General features: G+C 45.2%; 23 protein-coding genes. 15 read left to right on the forward strand and 8 right to left on the reverse strand.

Going from position 1 to position 17,528, the window contains the following annotated elements; all coding sequences use genetic code 11:
• The 9 genes from VJB08_06840 (at position 1) to VJB08_06880 (ending at position 7,582) form a co-directional block, all read left to right on the forward strand.
• Positions 1-285 (forward strand): hypothetical protein, encoded by a 285-nt coding sequence (locus tag VJB08_06840; protein HLD43670.1) that lies wholly within the window; start codon positions 1-3, stop codon positions 283-285.
• Complete coding sequence (locus tag VJB08_06845; GenBank protein HLD43671.1) at positions 282-605, forward strand: hypothetical protein; 324 nt, start codon at positions 282-284, stop codon at positions 603-605. The genes VJB08_06840 and VJB08_06845 overlap by 4 nt, the downstream gene beginning before the upstream one ends.
• Positions 606-949: 344 nt before the next feature.
• Complete coding sequence (locus VJB08_06850; protein HLD43672.1) at positions 950-1,813, forward strand: DUF4349 domain-containing protein; 864 nt, start codon at positions 950-952, stop codon at positions 1,811-1,813.
• A gap of 176 nt (positions 1,814-1,989) precedes the next feature.
• The gene (locus VJB08_06855) at positions 1,990-3,120 is read left to right on the forward strand and encodes a hypothetical protein (protein ID HLD43673.1); all 1,131 of its coding nucleotides are present in this window, start codon (positions 1,990-1,992) and stop codon (positions 3,118-3,120) included.
• Between the two features lie 266 nt (positions 3,121-3,386).
• Positions 3,387-4,148: a prolipoprotein diacylglyceryl transferase gene (gene lgt / locus VJB08_06860; protein ID HLD43674.1), complete on the forward strand. Its 762-nt coding sequence runs from the start codon at positions 3,387-3,389 to the stop codon at positions 4,146-4,148.
• On the forward strand, positions 4,145-4,732 hold the full coding sequence (locus VJB08_06865) for a thioredoxin domain-containing protein (protein HLD43675.1): 588 nt from the start codon (positions 4,145-4,147) through the stop codon (positions 4,730-4,732). The genes lgt and VJB08_06865 overlap by 4 nt, the downstream gene beginning before the upstream one ends.
• Positions 4,729-5,574, forward strand: a complete 846-nt coding sequence (locus VJB08_06870) for a hypothetical protein (protein HLD43676.1) — start codon at positions 4,729-4,731, stop codon at positions 5,572-5,574. The genes VJB08_06865 and VJB08_06870 overlap by 4 nt, the downstream gene beginning before the upstream one ends.
• A gap of 75 nt (positions 5,575-5,649) precedes the next feature.
• Positions 5,650-6,153, forward strand: coding sequence for a hypothetical protein (locus VJB08_06875; protein ID HLD43677.1), 504 nt, complete (start codon positions 5,650-5,652; stop codon positions 6,151-6,153).
• A gap of 283 nt (positions 6,154-6,436) precedes the next feature.
• Complete coding sequence (locus VJB08_06880) at positions 6,437-7,582, forward strand: site-specific DNA-methyltransferase (protein HLD43678.1); 1,146 nt, start codon at positions 6,437-6,439, stop codon at positions 7,580-7,582.
• 2 nt (positions 7,583-7,584) lie between these two features.
• Here the strand turns inward: VJB08_06880 and VJB08_06885 are convergent, their stop codons facing one another.
• From VJB08_06885 to VJB08_06905, 5 genes are all read right to left on the reverse strand, one after another.
• Positions 7,585-8,217 (reverse strand): MjaI family restriction endonuclease, encoded by a 633-nt coding sequence (locus VJB08_06885; protein HLD43679.1) that lies wholly within the window; start codon positions 8,215-8,217, stop codon positions 7,585-7,587.
• Positions 8,218-8,527: 310 nt separating this feature from the next.
• Positions 8,528-9,076, reverse strand: a complete 549-nt coding sequence (locus tag VJB08_06890) for a PD-(D/E)XK nuclease family protein (protein ID HLD43680.1) — start codon at positions 9,074-9,076, stop codon at positions 8,528-8,530.
• Between the two features lie 203 nt (positions 9,077-9,279).
• A complete protein-coding gene (locus VJB08_06895) occupies positions 9,280-10,410 on the reverse strand; it encodes a glycosyltransferase family 4 protein (protein HLD43681.1) in 1,131 nt (376 codons plus the stop codon).
• Entirely contained in the window at positions 10,382-11,038 is a 657-nt protein-coding gene (locus VJB08_06900) for a PIG-L deacetylase family protein (GenBank protein HLD43682.1), read from the reverse strand. Before VJB08_06900 ends, VJB08_06895 begins: the two co-directional genes overlap by 29 nt.
• A 66-nt stretch (positions 11,039-11,104) precedes the next feature.
• Positions 11,105-11,503, reverse strand: coding sequence for a hypothetical protein (locus VJB08_06905; GenBank protein ID HLD43683.1), 399 nt, complete (start codon positions 11,501-11,503; stop codon positions 11,105-11,107).
• A gap of 132 nt (positions 11,504-11,635) precedes the next feature.
• Here VJB08_06905 and VJB08_06910 point away from each other — a divergent pair, with 132 nt between their 5' ends.
• The 4 genes from VJB08_06910 to VJB08_06925 are packed head-to-tail and all read left to right on the forward strand — an operon-like array spanning position 11,636 to position 13,061.
• The gene (locus VJB08_06910) at positions 11,636-12,166 is read left to right on the forward strand and encodes a 30S ribosomal protein S19e (GenBank protein ID HLD43684.1); all 531 of its coding nucleotides are present in this window, start codon (positions 11,636-11,638) and stop codon (positions 12,164-12,166) included.
• Complete coding sequence (locus tag VJB08_06915) at positions 12,138-12,401, forward strand: DNA-binding protein (GenBank protein HLD43685.1); 264 nt, start codon at positions 12,138-12,140, stop codon at positions 12,399-12,401. Before VJB08_06910 ends, VJB08_06915 begins: the two co-directional genes overlap by 29 nt.
• Positions 12,401-12,574, forward strand: a complete 174-nt coding sequence (rpl39e, locus tag VJB08_06920; protein HLD43686.1) for a 50S ribosomal protein L39e — start codon at positions 12,401-12,403, stop codon at positions 12,572-12,574. Before VJB08_06915 ends, rpl39e begins: the two co-directional genes overlap by 1 nt.
• Position 12,575: 1 nt before the next feature.
• Complete coding sequence (locus tag VJB08_06925) at positions 12,576-13,061, forward strand: 50S ribosomal protein L31e (protein HLD43687.1); 486 nt, start codon at positions 12,576-12,578, stop codon at positions 13,059-13,061.
• Here VJB08_06925 and VJB08_06930 read toward each other — a convergent pair.
• Positions 13,058-13,840 (reverse strand): hypothetical protein, encoded by a 783-nt coding sequence (locus VJB08_06930; protein HLD43688.1) that lies wholly within the window; start codon positions 13,838-13,840, stop codon positions 13,058-13,060. The two genes, VJB08_06925 and VJB08_06930, sit on opposite strands and share 4 nt — an antisense overlap.
• A 119-nt stretch (positions 13,841-13,959) precedes the next feature.
• Between VJB08_06930 and VJB08_06935 the strand changes: the two genes are divergently transcribed.
• Positions 13,960-14,676 carry a helix-turn-helix domain-containing protein gene (locus VJB08_06935; protein ID HLD43689.1) on the forward strand — a complete coding sequence of 239 codons (717 nt, stop codon included), beginning with the start codon at positions 13,960-13,962 and terminating at the stop codon, positions 14,674-14,676.
• A 104-nt stretch (positions 14,677-14,780) separates the two neighbouring features.
• A complete protein-coding gene (locus VJB08_06940) occupies positions 14,781-15,458 on the forward strand; it encodes a GGDEF domain-containing protein (GenBank protein ID HLD43690.1) in 678 nt (225 codons plus the stop codon).
• A gap of 8 nt (positions 15,459-15,466) precedes the next feature.
• On the opposite strand, the gene VJB08_06945 is transcribed toward VJB08_06940, so the two are convergent.
• Positions 15,467-16,441 (reverse strand): sodium:calcium antiporter, encoded by a 975-nt coding sequence (locus VJB08_06945; protein HLD43691.1) that lies wholly within the window; start codon positions 16,439-16,441, stop codon positions 15,467-15,469.
• A gap of 381 nt (positions 16,442-16,822) precedes the next feature.
• The coding region (locus VJB08_06950) for a hypothetical protein (protein HLD43692.1) at positions 16,823-17,528 on the reverse strand (706 nt) is incomplete at its 5' end.

Raw genomic sequence — 17,528 nt, forward strand, 5'->3', positions numbered from 1 at the left:
ATGGAAAGCGTCACCATGGATGCATTGCTTGTAAGGCAGCTTGAGGTGCTTTTTGACCTCCAGCTTAAGAAGATTAGGAACGAGTGCAGTATATTGAATGATTCCCTGGATGGGCTGAAATCCGAGATTCAGATGCTCAAAAGGCAGATGAATGAATTTAAATCCAGGCCAGAGCCGGCTGTGCAGGCTCCTCACTCTGCCCCTGTTGCGCAGGAAGCGCAAAAGCCAGAGCCATTTACTCCAGGAAACACCCCCCTAGACAAGCTGTTCTACTACGGCAAATGAAACCCCTCACATATCGGTGCGGAAACTGCGAGCTCAGCATGACGAGCCAGGACTCAAGGTACAGCAAGGATGGAAAGACCCTGCTCTGCGTTGATTGCCATAGTGTGATCTACGGCAAGAGACCGTCGCATATGGTTATGGTTCCAAATAAGCGCGATGCTGTGATGAACAGGCCAGTGATGATATGTGAATCCTGCAGGTATCGCTTTAGGGTCAGGAGCCTTGATGGCAACAGGTGCCCGAACTGCGACTCTGCCTCAATCACCCGGTATGAGACCGATGTAGACAAAATTCTGAAAGAGATCAGCCAGCTTCGGTGATCAATCTTCAGCCGGCGGCATTGAAAAGATATGCAATGCCCTTTGTGAGCCTTCTATTCAAAACACAGAACAGCGACAAAGGGGGTGCTCAACCAAAACGCCTTCTGGCGGTTTGGTGTGCCAAAAGAGCATGGCTCTTTTTAGCACCATACGGGAAATGTCGCTTCCCCTGAGAATACACAGGAGGCGAACTGCTCCGAAGGAGCGACCAAAAATGCGAAGCATTTTTGAGTATCGGCATTGCCGAACGAAGTGAGAAGCTTTTCAATGCCGCCTTTCATCCGGTCGTTAGCAGATACTTTCATCCAAAAGATTAATAAAGGTGTACTAAGAATACCCCCTCTATGTCCATTAAAGCACAGATCTCCAGGCTGAAGGAAAACTGGCTTCTCGTTGCCTTGGTCTTGTTCGCAGTCTTCTTTGTAAGCGGCCTTCCATCTTCACTCAATGCGTCCATGCAGAAAAATCTTGAATTCGCGACTCTCGGCATGAGCGAGCAATTCAGCCGAGGCATCTTTCCTGAAACTGGCTTTGCTCCGGAGGTTGAAATACGCAAGATTGTCAAGTCTGCAAGCCTGACTGCCGAGGTGAAGCGCGGAAAGTTCCGGGATTCAGAAAAAGACCTTCGCGATATTGTCTCAGATGCCGATGGGCTTATTTTGAACGAGAATGTGGGCACCTCTGGATCAGGAGTGGACTCCAGGCTCTATGGAAGCTACAGCCTCAGGATTCCATCGGAAAACTATGACGCAGTTGTTCAGGAGATAAAAAAACTGGGGGAAGTAAAGACGTTTTCCGAGAACACCCAGGACATCACCGGAAGCTATACTACCGCCAGGATTAATCTTGAGTCTGAGCAGAGGAGGCTGGAGAGCTTTAAGAGGATGGTGGAATCGGCAACAGAGGTAGCAGACAAGATACAGCTTACAGACCGCATCTTTGACCAGGAGCGGCAAATAAAATTCCTGGAGGAGCAGCTTTCCACTGATGATGAAAGGATTGACTACACCTCAATCTTTGTGACTTTGCAGGAGAAGGCGTCAGGCTTTGCAGGAATCGTGCTCATCAGATTCTCCGAGATCGTAAAGGGCCTGGTGAACAGCTTTAATTCCCTGGTCATGCTGGTGACTGTTGCGCTCCCCTACGCTGTTGCGCTGGTTATCCTTCGGGTTGTCTACGTCTGGCATAAGAAGAAATCAAGATTCTGAATTGAATTCTTACGAGTTTGACTCGTTAGCTTGCACGATTGGCCGATCACCCCACGAAGTGATGGGCGGAGAATGAATTTCTGAGTTCCTATTTTCTGTGTTGCAATGAATTTGACTATCTTATAGTAATAACTTTTGGCAAACTTTATATAGGGCTGCAGACCCCCTCTCACCTTATGACGAATACTTCCCTCATCCAAAGAAGAGACCTTGAGAAAGCATCTGATCAGGACAGGTATCGCTTATACTTTGAGCGCTATGGAATCACTCCTGAAGAGATAGCGAGAATCTGTTCAAAGGCAGGATTTGAGAAGGTTTGGGCTGCAGGAAGGACTCTTGTAGAGCATTGCAGGGGTAAAACATTTTCCATTCCTCAAAAGAAAGTGAGCGCCCAAATCTCAGAAACAACTCTGGCAGGACTAATAGCTGAAGAATGGGATGGAAACTATGGCAGGCATTCTTCCAATGTAAGTGGTACACTTTTAAATAGGTATCCATCGGAACTTCCCAAGCTAAAAAGAGGCTTTCCAGACATTCAGGTTAATTCTACTCATCTCTTCCGAGAAGAATTAGGCATCTATGCAGGCAACCTGTTTGAGGCTGTTAGGCAAGGCCATGAGTTTTATGCAAGCGCAGATGATTTGAGAGAGTCAATCTGCGTTCCTCTGGAATGGAACTATGATGCTGGACTAATGGCAGGAATAGGCCTGGCTGAAGGAGCTGTCCAAAGGATGAGGCTAGAAAGTGGCCCTAAGGCTATTGATATACTTCTAAAAAGTAAGAGAGAAGGCGCTTCCGGACTGCATGATAGCATCTGTAAAGTGTTGCAGTCAGCTTTCAATTTCACGACTAACCCTTATAGTTCAGAGGACGGAACTGCAAGTTATGTATCTATAAATAGCTCAGCGGTTGCCACATGGATCAATAACCTTTTTCCTTTGCGGCAACGAACATATGACGGCGAGTTTCTGGCTTTTGTAGGAGACGATGTAAAACTTGGTTTTTTCGCAGCATATATTGCAGCAAAGGGAAGGTATCAAGCCGGCACGCTCATGACAAACTCTACGCGTAAACATATTCTTGAGGACTTACATGAGATTGCGGCATCAGCTAATTTAGGCAGCACTCTCCTGGGGCCCTATCAGTTGCGCGCTCGCTTTAAGGACTGTATGTCTGAATCATATCGTCTCCGGATACATCCGCACTCAGTCATCACAATGTATGAGAAAGGCATGCTTCTCAATCCAGCGCATGAGGAACAAGTCAAGAAAAGGCTTCATGAGGGCCGCACTTGCATTCAAAACTAGGAAGCTATCCTGAATCAACAAAACTAGAGATACTCCTCAACCCTGAACTCCCTCTTGCGGTCGCATTGAAAAGTGATGCAATGCCTTCTTGTGAGCCTCTGAAATAAAAGAGAGATCAGCGACACAGGGGATGCTCCACACGGGAAATGTCGCTTACCACATCTATAAGCGCGAGGCGAACTTGGCATTGCCGAACGAAGTGAGCAACTTTTCAATGCGACCCCTCTTGCACAACTTATTTAAACCCGCCCTTGTTGGAGGAATGGATGGTCTTTTACTACAGCCTTGATCCGGTCCTCTTCCATCTTGGCCCATTGGAGATACGCTGGTATGGCATCATCTATGTTCTCGGCTTTGTGCTTGCCTACTTCATGCTGAAGTATCTGGTTAAGCTCAAGAAGCTGCCTCTCTCAGCAAAGGATATTGAAGACTTAATGTTCTACGAGATGATAGGAGTTGTGATTGGCGCAAGGATATTCTATATCCTCTTCTACAACCTATCATCGTATGCTGCGAATCCTCTCTCTGTATTTGCAGTCTGGCAGGGCGGCCTAAGTTTTCATGGCGGCCTGGCAGGCGCCTTTCTCGCAGGCTGGCTCTTCTGCAGAAAAAGAAACTTTGATTACCTGGCTCTTGCTGATCTCGTCGTCATCCCGGCAAGCCTTGCCCTTTCTTTTGGCAGGATTGCCAACTTCATCAACGGAGAGCTTGTCGGAAGAGTGGCCACTGTTCCCTGGGCAGTCCAGTTCCCTGGCTATGACGGAGCCAGGCATCCTTCCCAGCTCTATGAATCTGGAAAAAACATCCTCATCTTTTCTATGCTCTGGATTCTGAAGAACCGGGAGTATAAGAAGGGAACCCTCTTTGCAGCATTTATCATCCTCTATTCATCCCTCAGGTTTTTCATCGAGTTTTTCAGGGCCCCCGATCCCCAGCTGGGATTTTTGGTGTTTGGCCTGACCATGGGGCAGATCCTCAATATCGCGATGCTCATGATTGGGCTGTGGGTGTTCTACAAGACACGATGAATTCCGACAAACTTGCTATGGCTGGTGCAGGATTCCTGCTTGTGGCAGTCCTTGGCCTTGTCAGCTCTCTTGATTTTCTTTTTCCTGCGCCTCCTCTTGATCTGGCAAGCTTAAGGGTGAATGCAACCCTGCTTGAATCCCTTGCTTCGGATGCGCCTGTCACGCTTCTGGTCTTTACCGACTATGGATGCGGCCCCTGCAAGTCCCTCTACTCCGTTCTTGAACGAATCAAGGGAGGATATGGCGAGAATGTCGCAATCATCACAAAGTTCATGCCATCCAAAGACGGCAAGCTTGAAACCGGCCTTGCTGCAGAGTGCGGGAATGATGCTTTCAGGATGTATCTCTACCTTGGCCAGGGCAAGGATCCTCTGGCCTATGCTGAGATGGCAGGCCTTGGCAATGAGACTGTTCTTGACTGCATGAGGAATACATCAACCCAAGACAAAGTTTTGGAGGGAATCGAGCTTGGAACAAAGCTCGGCGTTACAGGCCTTCCAACATTATTCATGAATGGGGTTGCTGTCGAAGGCGCTGCATCCTATTCAGAGCTGAAACTGCTTATTGATTCGGAGCTCCAATGAGCCGTATACTGGAATTCATCAAGGATGGATACCATGCTTCATTTGAGATCCTGAGAGGCCAGAGAAGGCAGCTTATCACCCCATTCCTCATTGATATTGCCTTCCTGTATGTTACAGGCTTCATCACTGCGGCCTTTGGAAATAAGATAACAGAGTATGCGGTCCAGCTGGGCTTTCTGGTGTCGAGCAGATCAGGAAACCTGACGCAGCAGTATGTCTCAAGCAGCATTCCCCAGATGATGGCTGCAAATCCCCAGATTGCATCTTCAGTCTACACACTCATCCTCCTTTTCAGCCTGTCCTCGCTCGCGGCCTTCGTGCTGTTCCTCAGCCTGGAATCCTTCAGCTTCTGGCTTATCCTGAAGCAGTCGGGATATCCTGTCGCATTTGGCCGATACTTCCTCCAGTTCTTTCAGGTTTCATTAGTCTGGTTAGCCTTTATGGTCGTCTACTGGATGAGTTCCTATGCAGACAGCCTTCGGTTTACACTCTCCAACAGGACTGCCCTCTACACCCCAAGCCCTGGCTTTTTGGTATACCTTCTTCTTGTTGGGTATTTTGCTTTGATATCCTACAGCCTCATTGGCACAGGCTCCTTCAAATCGATCATCACATCAACATTCTCCCTTGGCGTTAAGAAAGCCCATCTCCTGGGAGCATTGGCCGTCAGCCTCATTGCATTGTACAGCGTCTTCAATCTGATCCTTGTTTTCGCGTTTCTCCTGAACCAGTTCCTTGGACTGATGCTTGGCTTTGCTCTTGTTGTCCCCTGTCTGATATTCGTGCGGGTTGTCATGGCCAAGGGAGTGAGGAAACTGGTTGGCCTCACTTCGAAGGAATGATGCTGCATACACTGTACGGCTGGGGGATTCTTTTGCGCCGAAAGTTATATAAGCTCTGTTGCATTTTTGGAGCAAATGGTGGTCGCTCCGAGTGTGCTGACACACGCTGACGAAGAAAGTTATTTAAGAAAACACGTTGCGCGAAATATCTCCTTGACGAATTCTTTATCTGATGCCGAACTGCCAATCCATGAAAAAAACTGTTATTTTCACCCTTACGAAAAAGACGCTGTTTGGCCGGTTACTAATTTTACCGATACCTATCCACCAATGCCGGAATTCAAAGACGACCCTGTAATGCAAAGATTAAGATCCTTGTATATCGCTTTAGACGACTATATTCATAATGTCCTTGGTCACCTCCCCCAAGAAAAAGAATATAGGCATAATCTTGTTCGTGAGAGAATCGAGGATGCATCTATTTCTTTGTGTGAACTGGCAACTCAAATGGGAAACCGCAGCATGAACGAAGAAACATATATCTCTCTTTTTAAGAATTACCATCCTTCATTAATCACAACATACAATTTAATGGAACGATTGCACCTAGGTATTCCTGTTAGGGCAATACGGAATTGAGAATAACTGTCAAATTTTTCGTTTAGAAACAAGCGAGCTCGATGCCGACTGACTTTCTACTGAGCCACAGGCCCCCCTAGCTGGGCGCGGCAGTATCCGCATCTCATGAACAGTATTGAAACTGCGGTTAATAGGAGTTCTATTCAATTTTTTCTGGGGCTGAACTATAGAAAGGGGCAACGAAACGATTACGGGGCGAAAAGTCTTTATACCGGAACATCTACAAGTATCACAACGTAAACTATTTAAAAGAATTAGGTTTTATTGATTTAAAAGGGGAAAAATGGATAACACTAAACATAAAGTTTTTTTTGGAAATTCAAACAATATGAAAGAAGTTTTAGATAGTAGTGTAAACATTATAGTTACTTCTCCGCCTTATCCTATGATTGAAATGTGGGATAAGCAATTTTCATCTCTTAATCCAAAAATTGGTGAAGCTCTCAAAGATGGCAAAGGAATGGAAGCTTATGATTTAATGAATGAAGAATTATATAAAGTTTGGAAAGAAGTAAATCGTGTTCTTGCAGATGGCGGAATTGTTTGTATAAATATTGGTGATGCGACAAGAAAAGTAAATGGCTCTTTTCATCTCTATGCTAATCATTCCAGAATAACTCAATATTTTGAGAAGATGGGATTTCAATCTTTACCTTTAATTATATGGAGAAAAGAAACCAATAAACCAAATAAATATATGGGTTCTGGAATGTTACCCCCTAGTGCATATGTTACACTTGAGCATGAATATATTTTAATCTTCCGCAAAGGAAATAATCGTGAGTTCAAATCTAATGAAATATTAAAAAGACAAGAAAGCAGTTTTTTTTGGGAAGAGAGAAATGTTTGGTTTTCAGATTTATGGAATGGACTTAAAGGAGTTTCTCAATCGCTTAATCATTCTGATTTACGAGAGAGGTCGGCAGCATATCCGTTTGAATTAGCATATAGATTAATTAATATGTATTCTCTGAATGGAGATACTGTTCTTGACCCATTTTTCGGAACGGGAACAACTATGCTCGCTGCAATGGTTGCCGGCAGAAACTCAATTGGTTATGAAATAGACCCTAATTTTAAAAAAGTTATTGATATGAGAATTTCTGAAACAATCCATTTTGGTAGAAATATAGTTATAGACAGATTAAAAAAACATAAGCAGTATATTGAACAAAGGGAAGCTGAAAAGGGCGAACCAAAGCATTATTCAGAGAGATATGAATTCAAAATTGTAACAAATCAAGAAAAAAATATGTTTTTGCCATTAATCAAAGATATAAAAAAGATTAACGACAATCATCTCGAAGCGATATATGATACTGAAAAGATTGAGTTAGGAAAAAAAGAACATTCTGCAGTTTTAAGTAATCACATAAATAAAGTCAAAGTTGAAAAAGAAGCCCACACATTAAGCGCATATTTACTTTAGAACTATTTTTCTAATCTGTTCATTTCTTGTTTTATTTCGTCAATAACTTCGATATTATTTATTACTTTTTTATCTCCTTCTTTTATCGAGATTATATAAAATACTTTTCCACCATATTTAGCAGTAAACTTCTTATGAGTTTCTGCCTGTTGTGTTCTTTCTTTAAAAATTTCAGGAATATGAGAAACCCCTCCAGCAGGTTTTATTTGTAATCCTATATATTTCTCATTAATCTTAATGAAGAAATCTACATTAAATAGTCTGTCCCATTCATCAGGGGCTGGTTCAATTTTGACTTTAAGAATATCTTGAAGTTGTCCATATATTGTTTCTTTTTCACTTACATATCCATCATAAGTTCTATTTATGACGAGATTAATTATAAAATCTATACAATCCTGTTCCGTTACATCATCTATTTCTGCTCGTAAAACTTCTGTAATTTTAGTGTATAACTTTTTCCCTAATTCAATAAGATGTGCTTTTGGATATACGCTTCCATAATAGTATTTTTCCCAATCTTCTACCTTTCTTGGCTGACACTTTCTTATTTGTTCTGAAACCTTACCAACATTACGAGAGAAATTTAACTGAAATCTATTTGTTGCACTATTTAATATCCATTCCTTTGCCATAATCTATACTAAATCAATAAAACATATATAAATGTTGTTAAATCCGACTTTTCGCCCTAACGATAAAACTAATGTTGCCCCTTTATTCTTGTTCTTGATTGCTCACCTTGTTCGCCTGAATGAACGCCCCCGAAAAAACTCTTCGGACGAAGTTTGACCCCACGTTGTAGGGTCAAAGGAGATAACAGGAATTCCGATGTTAGCCAAAATTTTCTTACTGCCGAAAATCAGATAGGTGCTGTAGTTTTTACTTACTTTAAACGACGAGGGGGGAATTCCGTAACGACTAGTAACGAGGTGGCGAGAAAACTTATTTTATTTCACAATTACAATTATCCACCCACTCACAAAATCCACATTCATCAGAGGGGGCAGGAATTTCTGCTTCTAGAACTTGAACAGCTTCCTTAAAAATACTTTCAGCATTTTTGATATTAACTTTAATCTTAACCAAATCTTTATGAAAATCCACATCACCATTCTCATGGACTTTGCTTGGATGATAAAACAACAGATACGTATAATCCTCGGTATCGTAGCCATTCTTTCTCAAGAGAAAATTGTAGATGTCCATTTGATCCTGATAATGTTCATGTGTGTCCTCTTTTAATGGGAAACCCCTGGTCTTATAATCCAAAACAATCAGTTTCTTTCCTTTCTTGAGAAGATTATCGATTGCTCCATGAAATAGATTGCCTTTCATGTCCGTCCATCGAATTCCTTTAAAGTTGCTTCTCCAGGCTTTAAGAAGCTCTTCATCATCAAACAGCTTAACCTCCCCCTTTAATTGCTGTAGTTCCGGAGGAAGCTCGCCTCTTTTCATAAACCAGTCAAAGTGTTCTTTGAGGATCTTATCCATTCCGCTGGGTAAAGAGGGAAAAATTGTATCCGGCCTTTTAATATTCTTGTTGAAATGAAGCCAGAAACATCTAGGGCAGTCTTTCAATAAGCTTAAACTTGATGGGCTGAATTTGTATGGCATCTTAATCTAAATCAATCCCTCCCAGCTTCGGCGCTTCCTTAATATTTTTTAGGGCACTTCACTACTAACCAACTCATCCCTCAGAACCTTCCCAGCACTTCCTTGACTCTTCTCACAGTCGTCTTCCAGGAGAATTTTTCAACAACTGTCTTCCTTGCCTCATCTCCAAGTCGCCTCCTGAGGAACGGATCCTTCAGCAGCCATTCAAGCTTCAAAGACAAAACAAGCGAATTCCGTTTTGGGAAGAAAAGGCCATTCTTCTTCTCCCTGATGTATTTCTGCACATATCCGACCTTCGTCACCACACAGGCCAGGCCGACAGACATGGCTTCTAATGTGCTAAGCGAGGTTGTCTCAGTAAGCGAAGGCAGCACAAAAATATCCATCGCCTGCAAATACGGAACGACATCATTCTGCTGCCCAGCATAGATAATCTGCGGCTTGTCCTTGAACAAACGCTTCTGCTCCTCAATCCCGTCTCCAACAATAAGCAGGGTAACCTCCTTATGGCTGTAGAGAAGCCTTTGGAACGCCCTGTACAGGGTGTAGAGGTCCTTCTCCCGCGCAAGCCTTCCATGATACCCTATCACCGTATGGGAAGGGTTGATGCCAAGCTCCTCCTTTGCCTGCACCTTTGATGAAGGAGGAACAAAATGCTCAGGATTTGTTCCAAGGTGCACCAGAACATGGGCTGTCCTGATCCCTGCCCATTCAAACTTCTTGATAACCTCATAGGTGGGCACCATGATGAGATGGCATTTGCTGTAAAGCCCTGCAGCAAGCCTCTTGGTAAGATGGTATGCGATCTTCTTTCTGAAATACCTGGAGCTCAGCGCATTGGGGACAAGCTCCCACTCAATGGAATGGGCAAAGGCGATCAGCGGCTTTCCCTTCTTGTGGCTGGCCCTGATTGCTGTGCTCCCGATAGGCCCGATGGTCTGGATCCACACAAGGTCAGCATTGTCCACCTCTTGGCTGATCGTTTTCCATGCAAACCTGGCAGGAATGAAATCTCCGATCCTGAACGGCAGCAGTCCAATCCAGACCATCCGTATCTCCGGCAGGTTTGCCACCTCTCCCTTGTGCCTTGGAGCGACTACCGTGATCTCATATTCGTCCATAAGGCTCGGGATGACCTCCCACAGAAACCTTGCAATTCCATCCCATCGTGGAAGAAAGTTATCAGTGGCGATCAGGAGTTTTCGTTTCATGCGTGAATACCTCGGCAAACCAGCAGCCATGGTCAAGGCCATTGAAAAGTGCCTTAACATACACACTGGTCATCAGCGTGTAGACCGCAAGCTTTTGGCTCTTGTGCTCCCGGATTGCCTGGATCTTCTTCTTGAATGTAGGAGTGATGTCCACCACAAGCTTGACAGCATTTTTCTTAAAGCTTATGGGGTTCCAGATGTCAAAGGAGAACACAGGAAACCTCTCTTTCATCTTAGCAACAGCCTCAGTTACGATCCTGAACACTGCACGGTGATCCGGATGCGGGTCATCCTTGCTGTGCGTGAATATCTTTTCAGGCTTATAGGTGTTGATCAGAGACTGGATCTTCCGCTCAAGCCCGAGTTCCTTTGCCTGCTCTGGAAAATGGTTCTCCCGTAAGCCAAGGTAGACGATCTGCGCCTCGCCGAGGATCTTTCCTGCGACCGCAGACTCCCTGACTCTGGTTTTCGCAATCTCATGCCTCTTCATCCAGGGATGTGATTTCTCACCATAGGAGAAAATGACAGTGATGACCTTTTTTCCTTCTTGGGCGTACTTCGCCAGGGTTCCTCCTGCTCCGATCACCTGATCATCATTATGGGCGCAGAAGTTCAGGACAGATGCCATGCAGCACTAAAGATGAATGTGCTTTAAAAAGATTTGCCCCACGGCCCGCCAGAATGGAAGCTTTGCCTATCTTCCGTAGAATTCATTGTAGATCACTCTAACTGCATCATCTGCCTGGCTCTCGCCTACTCCGACAAAAAAGCTGATCTCCGAAGCACCCTTGTTCAGGACACGCTGCCGGATTCCTGCATTGGCAAGCGCCTGGAGCACTCTTGCATCTCCATTGATGTGCGATTCATAATCTCTTTTCATCCCCAGCCCTGCGATGCCAACCATGGCGATAGCTTCTCCTACCTCTATCTCCATCGGTGCAGATTTCTTATTAAACCTCTTATCCAATTCACGAACAATCTCATTGACAGTTCCAGGGCTTGAAATCTTATTTTTGTCAATAATGAGCGTCATAGTATCGATTCCTGTTGGAGAATGCTCATAAGGAACCCCCATATCTTTTAGTATCCCCATGACATCCCTGCCAAATCCGCAATCTTTTTAAATAAGCTATAATCCCATTAGTATGCTCTGTGCATAGTGAACTTCACTATCCCAGACTCCGCAAGGAGATGAGAGCCAGAATTCTGGTTTTCAGGAGGAACTATGACATTAGGATTGCATGTTAACCGGCAGCAGCTTGTTGAGAAGCTTGCTGAGAAGCTCAAGACAATCTCCGAGATCAAGGCTCCGGATTGGGCAGCGTATGTAAAGACCGGAATGCATAAGGAAAGGCCGCCTGTTGATCGTGATTGGTGGCACAAGAGGGCTGCGTCGGTCTTATACAAGGTTCTGAGGTACGGGCCTATTGGAGTCTCAAAGCTGCGCCGCGCATATGGCGGCAGGAAAAACCGTGGAGTGAAGCCTGAGCATTTCTACAAAGGCTCAGCCAACATCATCAGAAAGGCGCTTCAGCAGCTTGAAAAGGCAGAGCTTGTGAAGAAGGTTGAAAAAGGGGTCCATAAGGGTAAAATAGTAACCCCAAAAGGAGCAGCCCTGATACACAGCGTTGCAAAGACAATCATTCCAAAAGAGGCTCTGGAGCAGTTCAAGACAGCTAAACTAAAGAAGGACGATAAAAAGGAAGATACAAAAGCCGAGGCAAAGAATGAACCAGGACGAACTCAGCCAGTTTGAACTCCAGCAGCAGTTTCAGCAGCTTGAGGCAGTTGTCAAGGCAAAGTTCACAAAGGAAGCGCTGCTCCGCTATGGGACGATTAAGGCTGCTGACCCTGAAAAGGCAGTCCAGCTTATTGGTTTGCTCGCCCAGGCGCTCCAGAGAGGCAATATCCAGTCGATCGATGATGCGGCTTTCAAGAATCTCTTAGCCAGGCTTGCTCCGCCAAAAAAAGGATTCAGGATGAGGAGATAATGGCCAGGGTCAAACATCCAAGCAAGAAGCAGAGATTAGCAAAAGCCCATCGCCAGACTCGTTGGGCTCCGTACTGGACTGTTCCAAAGAAGTACGGCAAAGGCAGGAAGGTCCATCCCGGCAGGCATACTGCCAACAAGCGAAGCTGGAGAAGGACGAAATTAAAGGCATAACATGGCAAAGAAGACTGATCCCAAGAAGATACTGGAGCGGACCTACATCATCCCTTTAAGGAGGGAGTGGCTGAAGGCTCCGAAGTACCGGAGAGCCAAGAGAGCTACTACTGCTGTCCGTTCCTTTCTTGTGAAGCACATGAAGTCAGACAGCATCAAAATAGGACCATTTCTGAACCAGGAGATTTGGAAGCGAGGCATAAAGAGCCCTCCTCATAAGATTAAGGTCACGGCCGTAAAGGATGAGAAAGGAACAGTCCAGGCTGAGCTTTTCGGGGTTCCTGAGAAAAAGGTGAAGAAGGAAGAGCTTCCAAAAGCTGGCCCGCATACAGAGAAGCGTGAGGAGATCTCTGAGACTGCCAAGAAGGTTGAAGCAGAGGAACTCAAGGCAATAAAGCTAGAGCAGCCCCCCCATCCAAAGATTGAGACACGGGAAAGAAGGCAGCCAGCTGCCAAGCCTGCTGCTACAACACAAAGGGCGGATTAGGGAATGTTTCCTTCGGGTTGCGCTGACAGCAGTTTCCTTAAAATGTAGTTTTTGTAATGGTTTTCCATGAAGTTATCTGCTTTCTCTGCAGCAGTATGCAATCGCTTGTACTCATCAAGCTCTCCTGTTGTTGGCGGGGGTGAAGAACCTATCCCTTGCATATGCCTCTTGTAGTCTGAAAAGCAAATGTGACTAAAACCTGCCATGACTAAAGAACCAAGACCAGCTATGATACTTATACCATACCCGACTTCTCCAAACAATGCCCCTACTCCAGCAACTCCTGCGAAGAATGTGGAGCCACCTGCGCTCATGATGTAATTACGATACTCACCACGCGCTATTTCAGCTAAATCCATCTGTTTCCATCGAAGGTAATCTTCCCTAACCGCCTCATAGCCTATCTTGGAATCATCAATAGGCTGATCTGAGAAGCCGCCTAAAATGTCAGCTAAATCTCTGGAAGAATTTCCCCTCCTTTCCGGAGATGCTTCTTTGAGATTGAATTTTCCATCTCTCCTCTTCTCTCCCACCTTACTCTCATAACCAACATCATAATATGACTCTATCGACCACTCCAAACCATAAAACTCCTCAACTTCTTTTACAAAAGATGTTTCCTGAGCTAACACTCTGGAAATAAGAGGATTCCCCTGATGTGTTTCCATCTGCTGCACACATTGTTCTAGGGGTATGCCTATATCTTCACAGACGACGATCCGGTCTACTCTTCTTCGCTCTGAGAAGACAACCTTGCCCACAATCTCTCCTTCCTTCATGGTAATTGCCTCTTCATAGTGTTTACTACTTTAAAATGAGAATGAATAATGACTATTTATATGTTTGTCGTTCCATTCAGAACGATAACTTTAAATATCCAAAACACTTCCCTATAAGTATGGATACAGCGCCGCTTCAACGGCTCGGGCTTCAGGAATCAGATGTTAAAATCTACCTCTCCTTGCTGAGCCATGGCCTAAGCACAGCTACGCAGATTTCCCAGTATACCGGCCTGAATCGAAGCCATACCTACGATAAATTAGACCTGCTTCTGGAAAAGGGGCTCATTTCCTTCGTGATAAAAAACAACGTGAAGTACTTCCAGGCAAGCGCTCCAGAAAAGATTCTCGATTATATAAGTGAAATGCAAAAGGACATCCAAATAATTATTCCTGATCTTGCTAAGCTCCAACGCAGCAACAAAACCAAGACAATTGTTGAACTCTACCAGGGAAAGGAGGGGATGAAAACCGTCTTTAAGGACATACTGAGAGAAAAGAAGGATTATTTTGTGCTTGGAGAAGAAGGGAAATTCCAGGAGATCCTTCCTGTATTTATCCAGCAATTCTTGAGAGATGTGCCAAGGCTCGGCATGAAGGAACATTTGCTGAGCAAGGAAAGCAAGAGAGGCAGCATAGCCATGACTCCCAAGAATTCAAGAATAAAGTACCTTCCTGATGAGATCCTCTCTCCTTCGATGAGCGTTATATACGGGAACAAGACTGCTGTCTTTATTTGGTCAGATCCGCTCTTCGCTATCTTGATTAAGGACAAAGATGTTGCACGATCATTTAAATCGTATTTTGATGTGTTATGGAGGATCGCTAAAACCTAACCTCTTCCATTGCATGGCCCCCCAGTTCGTAACAAATACGTTCATCACTTAGAAGTAATAATGAACACAAACCTTTAAAAAGAGGGATTTACTTCCCTTCTCATATGAAAGATCTTGACCTGCCATGGCTGGAGATGGCTCTACGCAGCCTTCCCGAGGGAACGCAATCATTGCTTGGTGAAGCAGTTCAGCATCTCATTCAGCAGAATGCAAGCCTGCAGCAGCAGGTAGAGCTGCTTGAACAGCAGGTCGGCATTGATGCTCTTACAGGCCTGTACAACAAAGGGAGGTTTGAGAAGGATCTGCTCGAACAGGTCTCAGCATTTGAGCGTCTCTTGGATTCACAGAGAGGTGTTGTGCCAAAGGAAAGCCTTGGCCTCATCTACGGAGATATTGACCTTTTTAAAAGTATTAATGACGCCAATGAAAGCCATCTGTATGGCGACACTGTGTTGAGGGATGTTGCAGCCGTCCTGAGGAAGGAGGCACGACTTCACGAACATGGATACCGCGTAGGAGGAGACGAATTTGCACTTATTCTGCCTCCATCAATTGCTGAACATGGGCTTGGATTGGCCAACAGGATAAGGGAGAATGTAAGCCAATTGCCAGATGTTACAATGAGCTTTGGAGTTGCTCTCTACCAGCGAGAATCTCCTGTAAAAAGCAGGCAAGATTTGAACGAGGCTGTAAAGCGGTTCAGAACGCAGGCTGATACTGCGTTATACCAAGCAAAGGAACTAGGAAGAAATCAAGTAGTCCTGTACCAAGAGCAAGTTTAAACAGTTTCTCAAAAATCCACCGGGAAAAATATCTTTCTTACTGCGATAAAGACTATATAGGCACCAATCAGCACCAGCGCCTTTGGCTTTGTGAGGGCCTTGCTGTTTCTAAGGAAATAATAAATGAGCAGAGCAGTTGCAATCTTGACAGGCAGATCATACCAGATGATCACACCTGGCACAGTATAGCCGGAGATCAACGCTCCCAGGCCTGCTGCAAACATAGGATTTGTGACATTGCTTCCGATCAGGATGCCTGCTGCAATATCCGGCTGCCGTTTCCTCACTGCTGCAAGCGAGGTAATCGCCTCAGGCATGCACGCAGCAATGCCGAGAATGATGACTCCATACAATGAAGCGCTGATATGTATGCCCTCAATAATCCTCAAAGAAGCATCAAGAACTCTCTCAGCTGCAAACCCCATCAGGACAAATGAAAGCAGGGTGATGAAAATCTGGCCAGAAAGGGATGCCCTGGACATTGCATCGTGTTCATGCTGCTTAGGCCGATCAGTCCTTTTCAGATAGAACAGATAAGCAATATAGCCAAAGAAAAGGACAGCTCCCTCCAGCCTCGAAATAAATCCGTTAAGGCCTGCGAGCAGCAAGAGAACCCCTGCCAGGATCAGCGCCCCTACATTCCTGTTAATCGATGGCCTTCTAACCCTGATGACTGCGAGCAGCCCGACTACGGCCAGCATAACGTTCTGCTGGAAGATGTCCGAGCCGATATTGGTCCCAAGGACAAGGCCAGACACCTCATCCATAGTTGAAGGATCGCCCAGAATCCTGAGCGAGCCTGCCAGATGCGTAAAGATCTCCGGAAAACTCGTTCCGATCGACAGGATAGTCATTCCGACAAACCCATGAGAGAGCCTGAAGTGGCCAGCAATCCTCATGCTTGACCGCAGCGCAAACTCTGCGCACATCAGAATAATCACAATACCAACAATAAGCGTGAGAAACTCAATGACGAGGGTCATACCTTCTCCTTCATCTGTGGCGTTAAAAATCTTTCGGCAACAAGGGCTCCATCCAAAAAATGAAGGTTGCCATCATTTTTGAGAGACTCTGCGCAAGTATCGGTGCAGCTGGCAGGAGGACGTCCCTATGGAGGATGCCAGCATGATGCGTTAGAATGCGCAGGCGAGCCGATGTGCTCCGCAGGAGCATAGGACTTCGGGTTAAACACCCGAGGCCCTTTTTATCATATACACTTCATTTTGGCTGCCTTCCGAAGTGCGCTTCATGAGAAAGAGATAATCTCAAAAGTATTTATAGAAAGTAGACCGAAGAGGGGCACAGACTAATATTAAGATTAGCTCGGAAGTAATTTATTTACTTTCAAATACATAAAAAATAAACTATTGATTCGTCGCATCAATCGTTGTCCTGACGCTCGTATTTACAGCCTGGAAGGTCTGGCCTTTGTATTCTGCAGCATACGCGGCGGGTGTAAGGTTAAACAAGCCATTGATGAAGGACTCTGCAGAACTGAGATAATTGAAGAGCCATCTCTGGCTTCCCTCAGCAGCCACCTTGTCCCAGGTTGCCAGGATTTGAGTGTTGTCTGCCCGGAGAAGATATATCTGTTGGGATTCATAGACTGCAGCTCCGGATATCACACTTCCATCAATGCCTGCCTGGATTGCAGCATCGCCAAGGGCATCAAGGTTTGAGGAGCTGAGGCTCATCTGGAGCGCTCCTGAAGAGCCTGTTTGATTTCCTGATTGGCAGGATATGTAAAGGTAATCGGTCTCATTGATAAGCAAGGCATCTGAAGCCAGCAAGGAGCAGGTATGGTCTGTGCTTCCTGTGCAGTTTCTTAATGCAGTTCCGCCGAAGGCTGGCTCTGTCATGGCAGTGTAGTTGAGGTTAACATCTGCAATTGCACAGCTTGCCGGGATACCTGTAGTGAGATTAAAGGTTGGAGTAGTGGTATTTGCTTCATACGGAGCTGTTCCAGGGCTTGGATCATAGCCCTGGCATGATAAACAGAAGAGGTTGCTCAGTGCAAGGCCTTGGGCTGAAACATAAAAGAGATCTCCAAGCGAGGTAAATCCATGCTCT

This window comes from Candidatus Nanoarchaeia archaeon (genome assembly GCA_035290625.1).
Taxonomy (GTDB): domain Archaea; phylum Nanobdellota; class Nanobdellia; order Woesearchaeales; family DATDTY01; genus DATDTY01.

Bases quoted from the DNA above. Each gene is read 5' to 3' on its own strand.
- VJB08_06840 (HLD43670.1), top strand. From the start codon at position 1: ATGGAAAGCGTCACCATGGATGCATTGCTTGTAAGGCAGCTTGAGGTG.
- VJB08_06845 (HLD43671.1), top strand. From the start codon at position 282: ATGAAACCCCTCACATATCGGTGCGGAAACTGCGAGCTCAGCATGACG.
- VJB08_06850 (HLD43672.1), top strand. From the start codon at position 950: ATGTCCATTAAAGCACAGATCTCCAGGCTGAAGGAAAACTGGCTTCTC.
- VJB08_06855 (HLD43673.1), top strand. From the start codon at position 1,990: ATGACGAATACTTCCCTCATCCAAAGAAGAGACCTTGAGAAAGCATCT.
- lgt (HLD43674.1), top strand. From the start codon at position 3,387: ATGGTCTTTTACTACAGCCTTGATCCGGTCCTCTTCCATCTTGGCCCA.
- VJB08_06865 (HLD43675.1), top strand. From the start codon at position 4,145: ATGAATTCCGACAAACTTGCTATGGCTGGTGCAGGATTCCTGCTTGTG.
- VJB08_06870 (HLD43676.1), top strand. From the start codon at position 4,729: ATGAGCCGTATACTGGAATTCATCAAGGATGGATACCATGCTTCATTT.
- VJB08_06875 (HLD43677.1), top strand. From the start codon at position 5,650: ATGGTGGTCGCTCCGAGTGTGCTGACACACGCTGACGAAGAAAGTTAT.
- VJB08_06880 (HLD43678.1), top strand. From the start codon at position 6,437: ATGGATAACACTAAACATAAAGTTTTTTTTGGAAATTCAAACAATATG.
- VJB08_06885 (HLD43679.1), bottom strand. From the start codon at position 8,217: ATGGCAAAGGAATGGATATTAAATAGTGCAACAAATAGATTTCAGTTA.
- VJB08_06890 (HLD43680.1), bottom strand. From the start codon at position 9,076: ATGGATAAGATCCTCAAAGAACACTTTGACTGGTTTATGAAAAGAGGC.
- VJB08_06895 (HLD43681.1), bottom strand. From the start codon at position 10,410: ATGAAACGAAAACTCCTGATCGCCACTGATAACTTTCTTCCACGATGG.
- VJB08_06900 (HLD43682.1), bottom strand. From the start codon at position 11,038: ATGGCATCTGTCCTGAACTTCTGCGCCCATAATGATGATCAGGTGATC.
- VJB08_06905 (HLD43683.1), bottom strand. From the start codon at position 11,503: ATGGGGATACTAAAAGATATGGGGGTTCCTTATGAGCATTCTCCAACA.
- VJB08_06910 (HLD43684.1), top strand. From the start codon at position 11,636: ATGACATTAGGATTGCATGTTAACCGGCAGCAGCTTGTTGAGAAGCTT.
- VJB08_06915 (HLD43685.1), top strand. From the start codon at position 12,138: ATGAACCAGGACGAACTCAGCCAGTTTGAACTCCAGCAGCAGTTTCAG.
- rpl39e (HLD43686.1), top strand. From the start codon at position 12,401: ATGGCCAGGGTCAAACATCCAAGCAAGAAGCAGAGATTAGCAAAAGCC.
- VJB08_06925 (HLD43687.1), top strand. From the start codon at position 12,576: ATGGCAAAGAAGACTGATCCCAAGAAGATACTGGAGCGGACCTACATC.
- VJB08_06930 (HLD43688.1), bottom strand. From the start codon at position 13,840: ATGAAGGAAGGAGAGATTGTGGGCAAGGTTGTCTTCTCAGAGCGAAGA.
- VJB08_06935 (HLD43689.1), top strand. From the start codon at position 13,960: ATGGATACAGCGCCGCTTCAACGGCTCGGGCTTCAGGAATCAGATGTT.
- VJB08_06940 (HLD43690.1), top strand. From the start codon at position 14,781: ATGAAAGATCTTGACCTGCCATGGCTGGAGATGGCTCTACGCAGCCTT.
- VJB08_06945 (HLD43691.1), bottom strand. From the start codon at position 16,441: ATGACCCTCGTCATTGAGTTTCTCACGCTTATTGTTGGTATTGTGATT.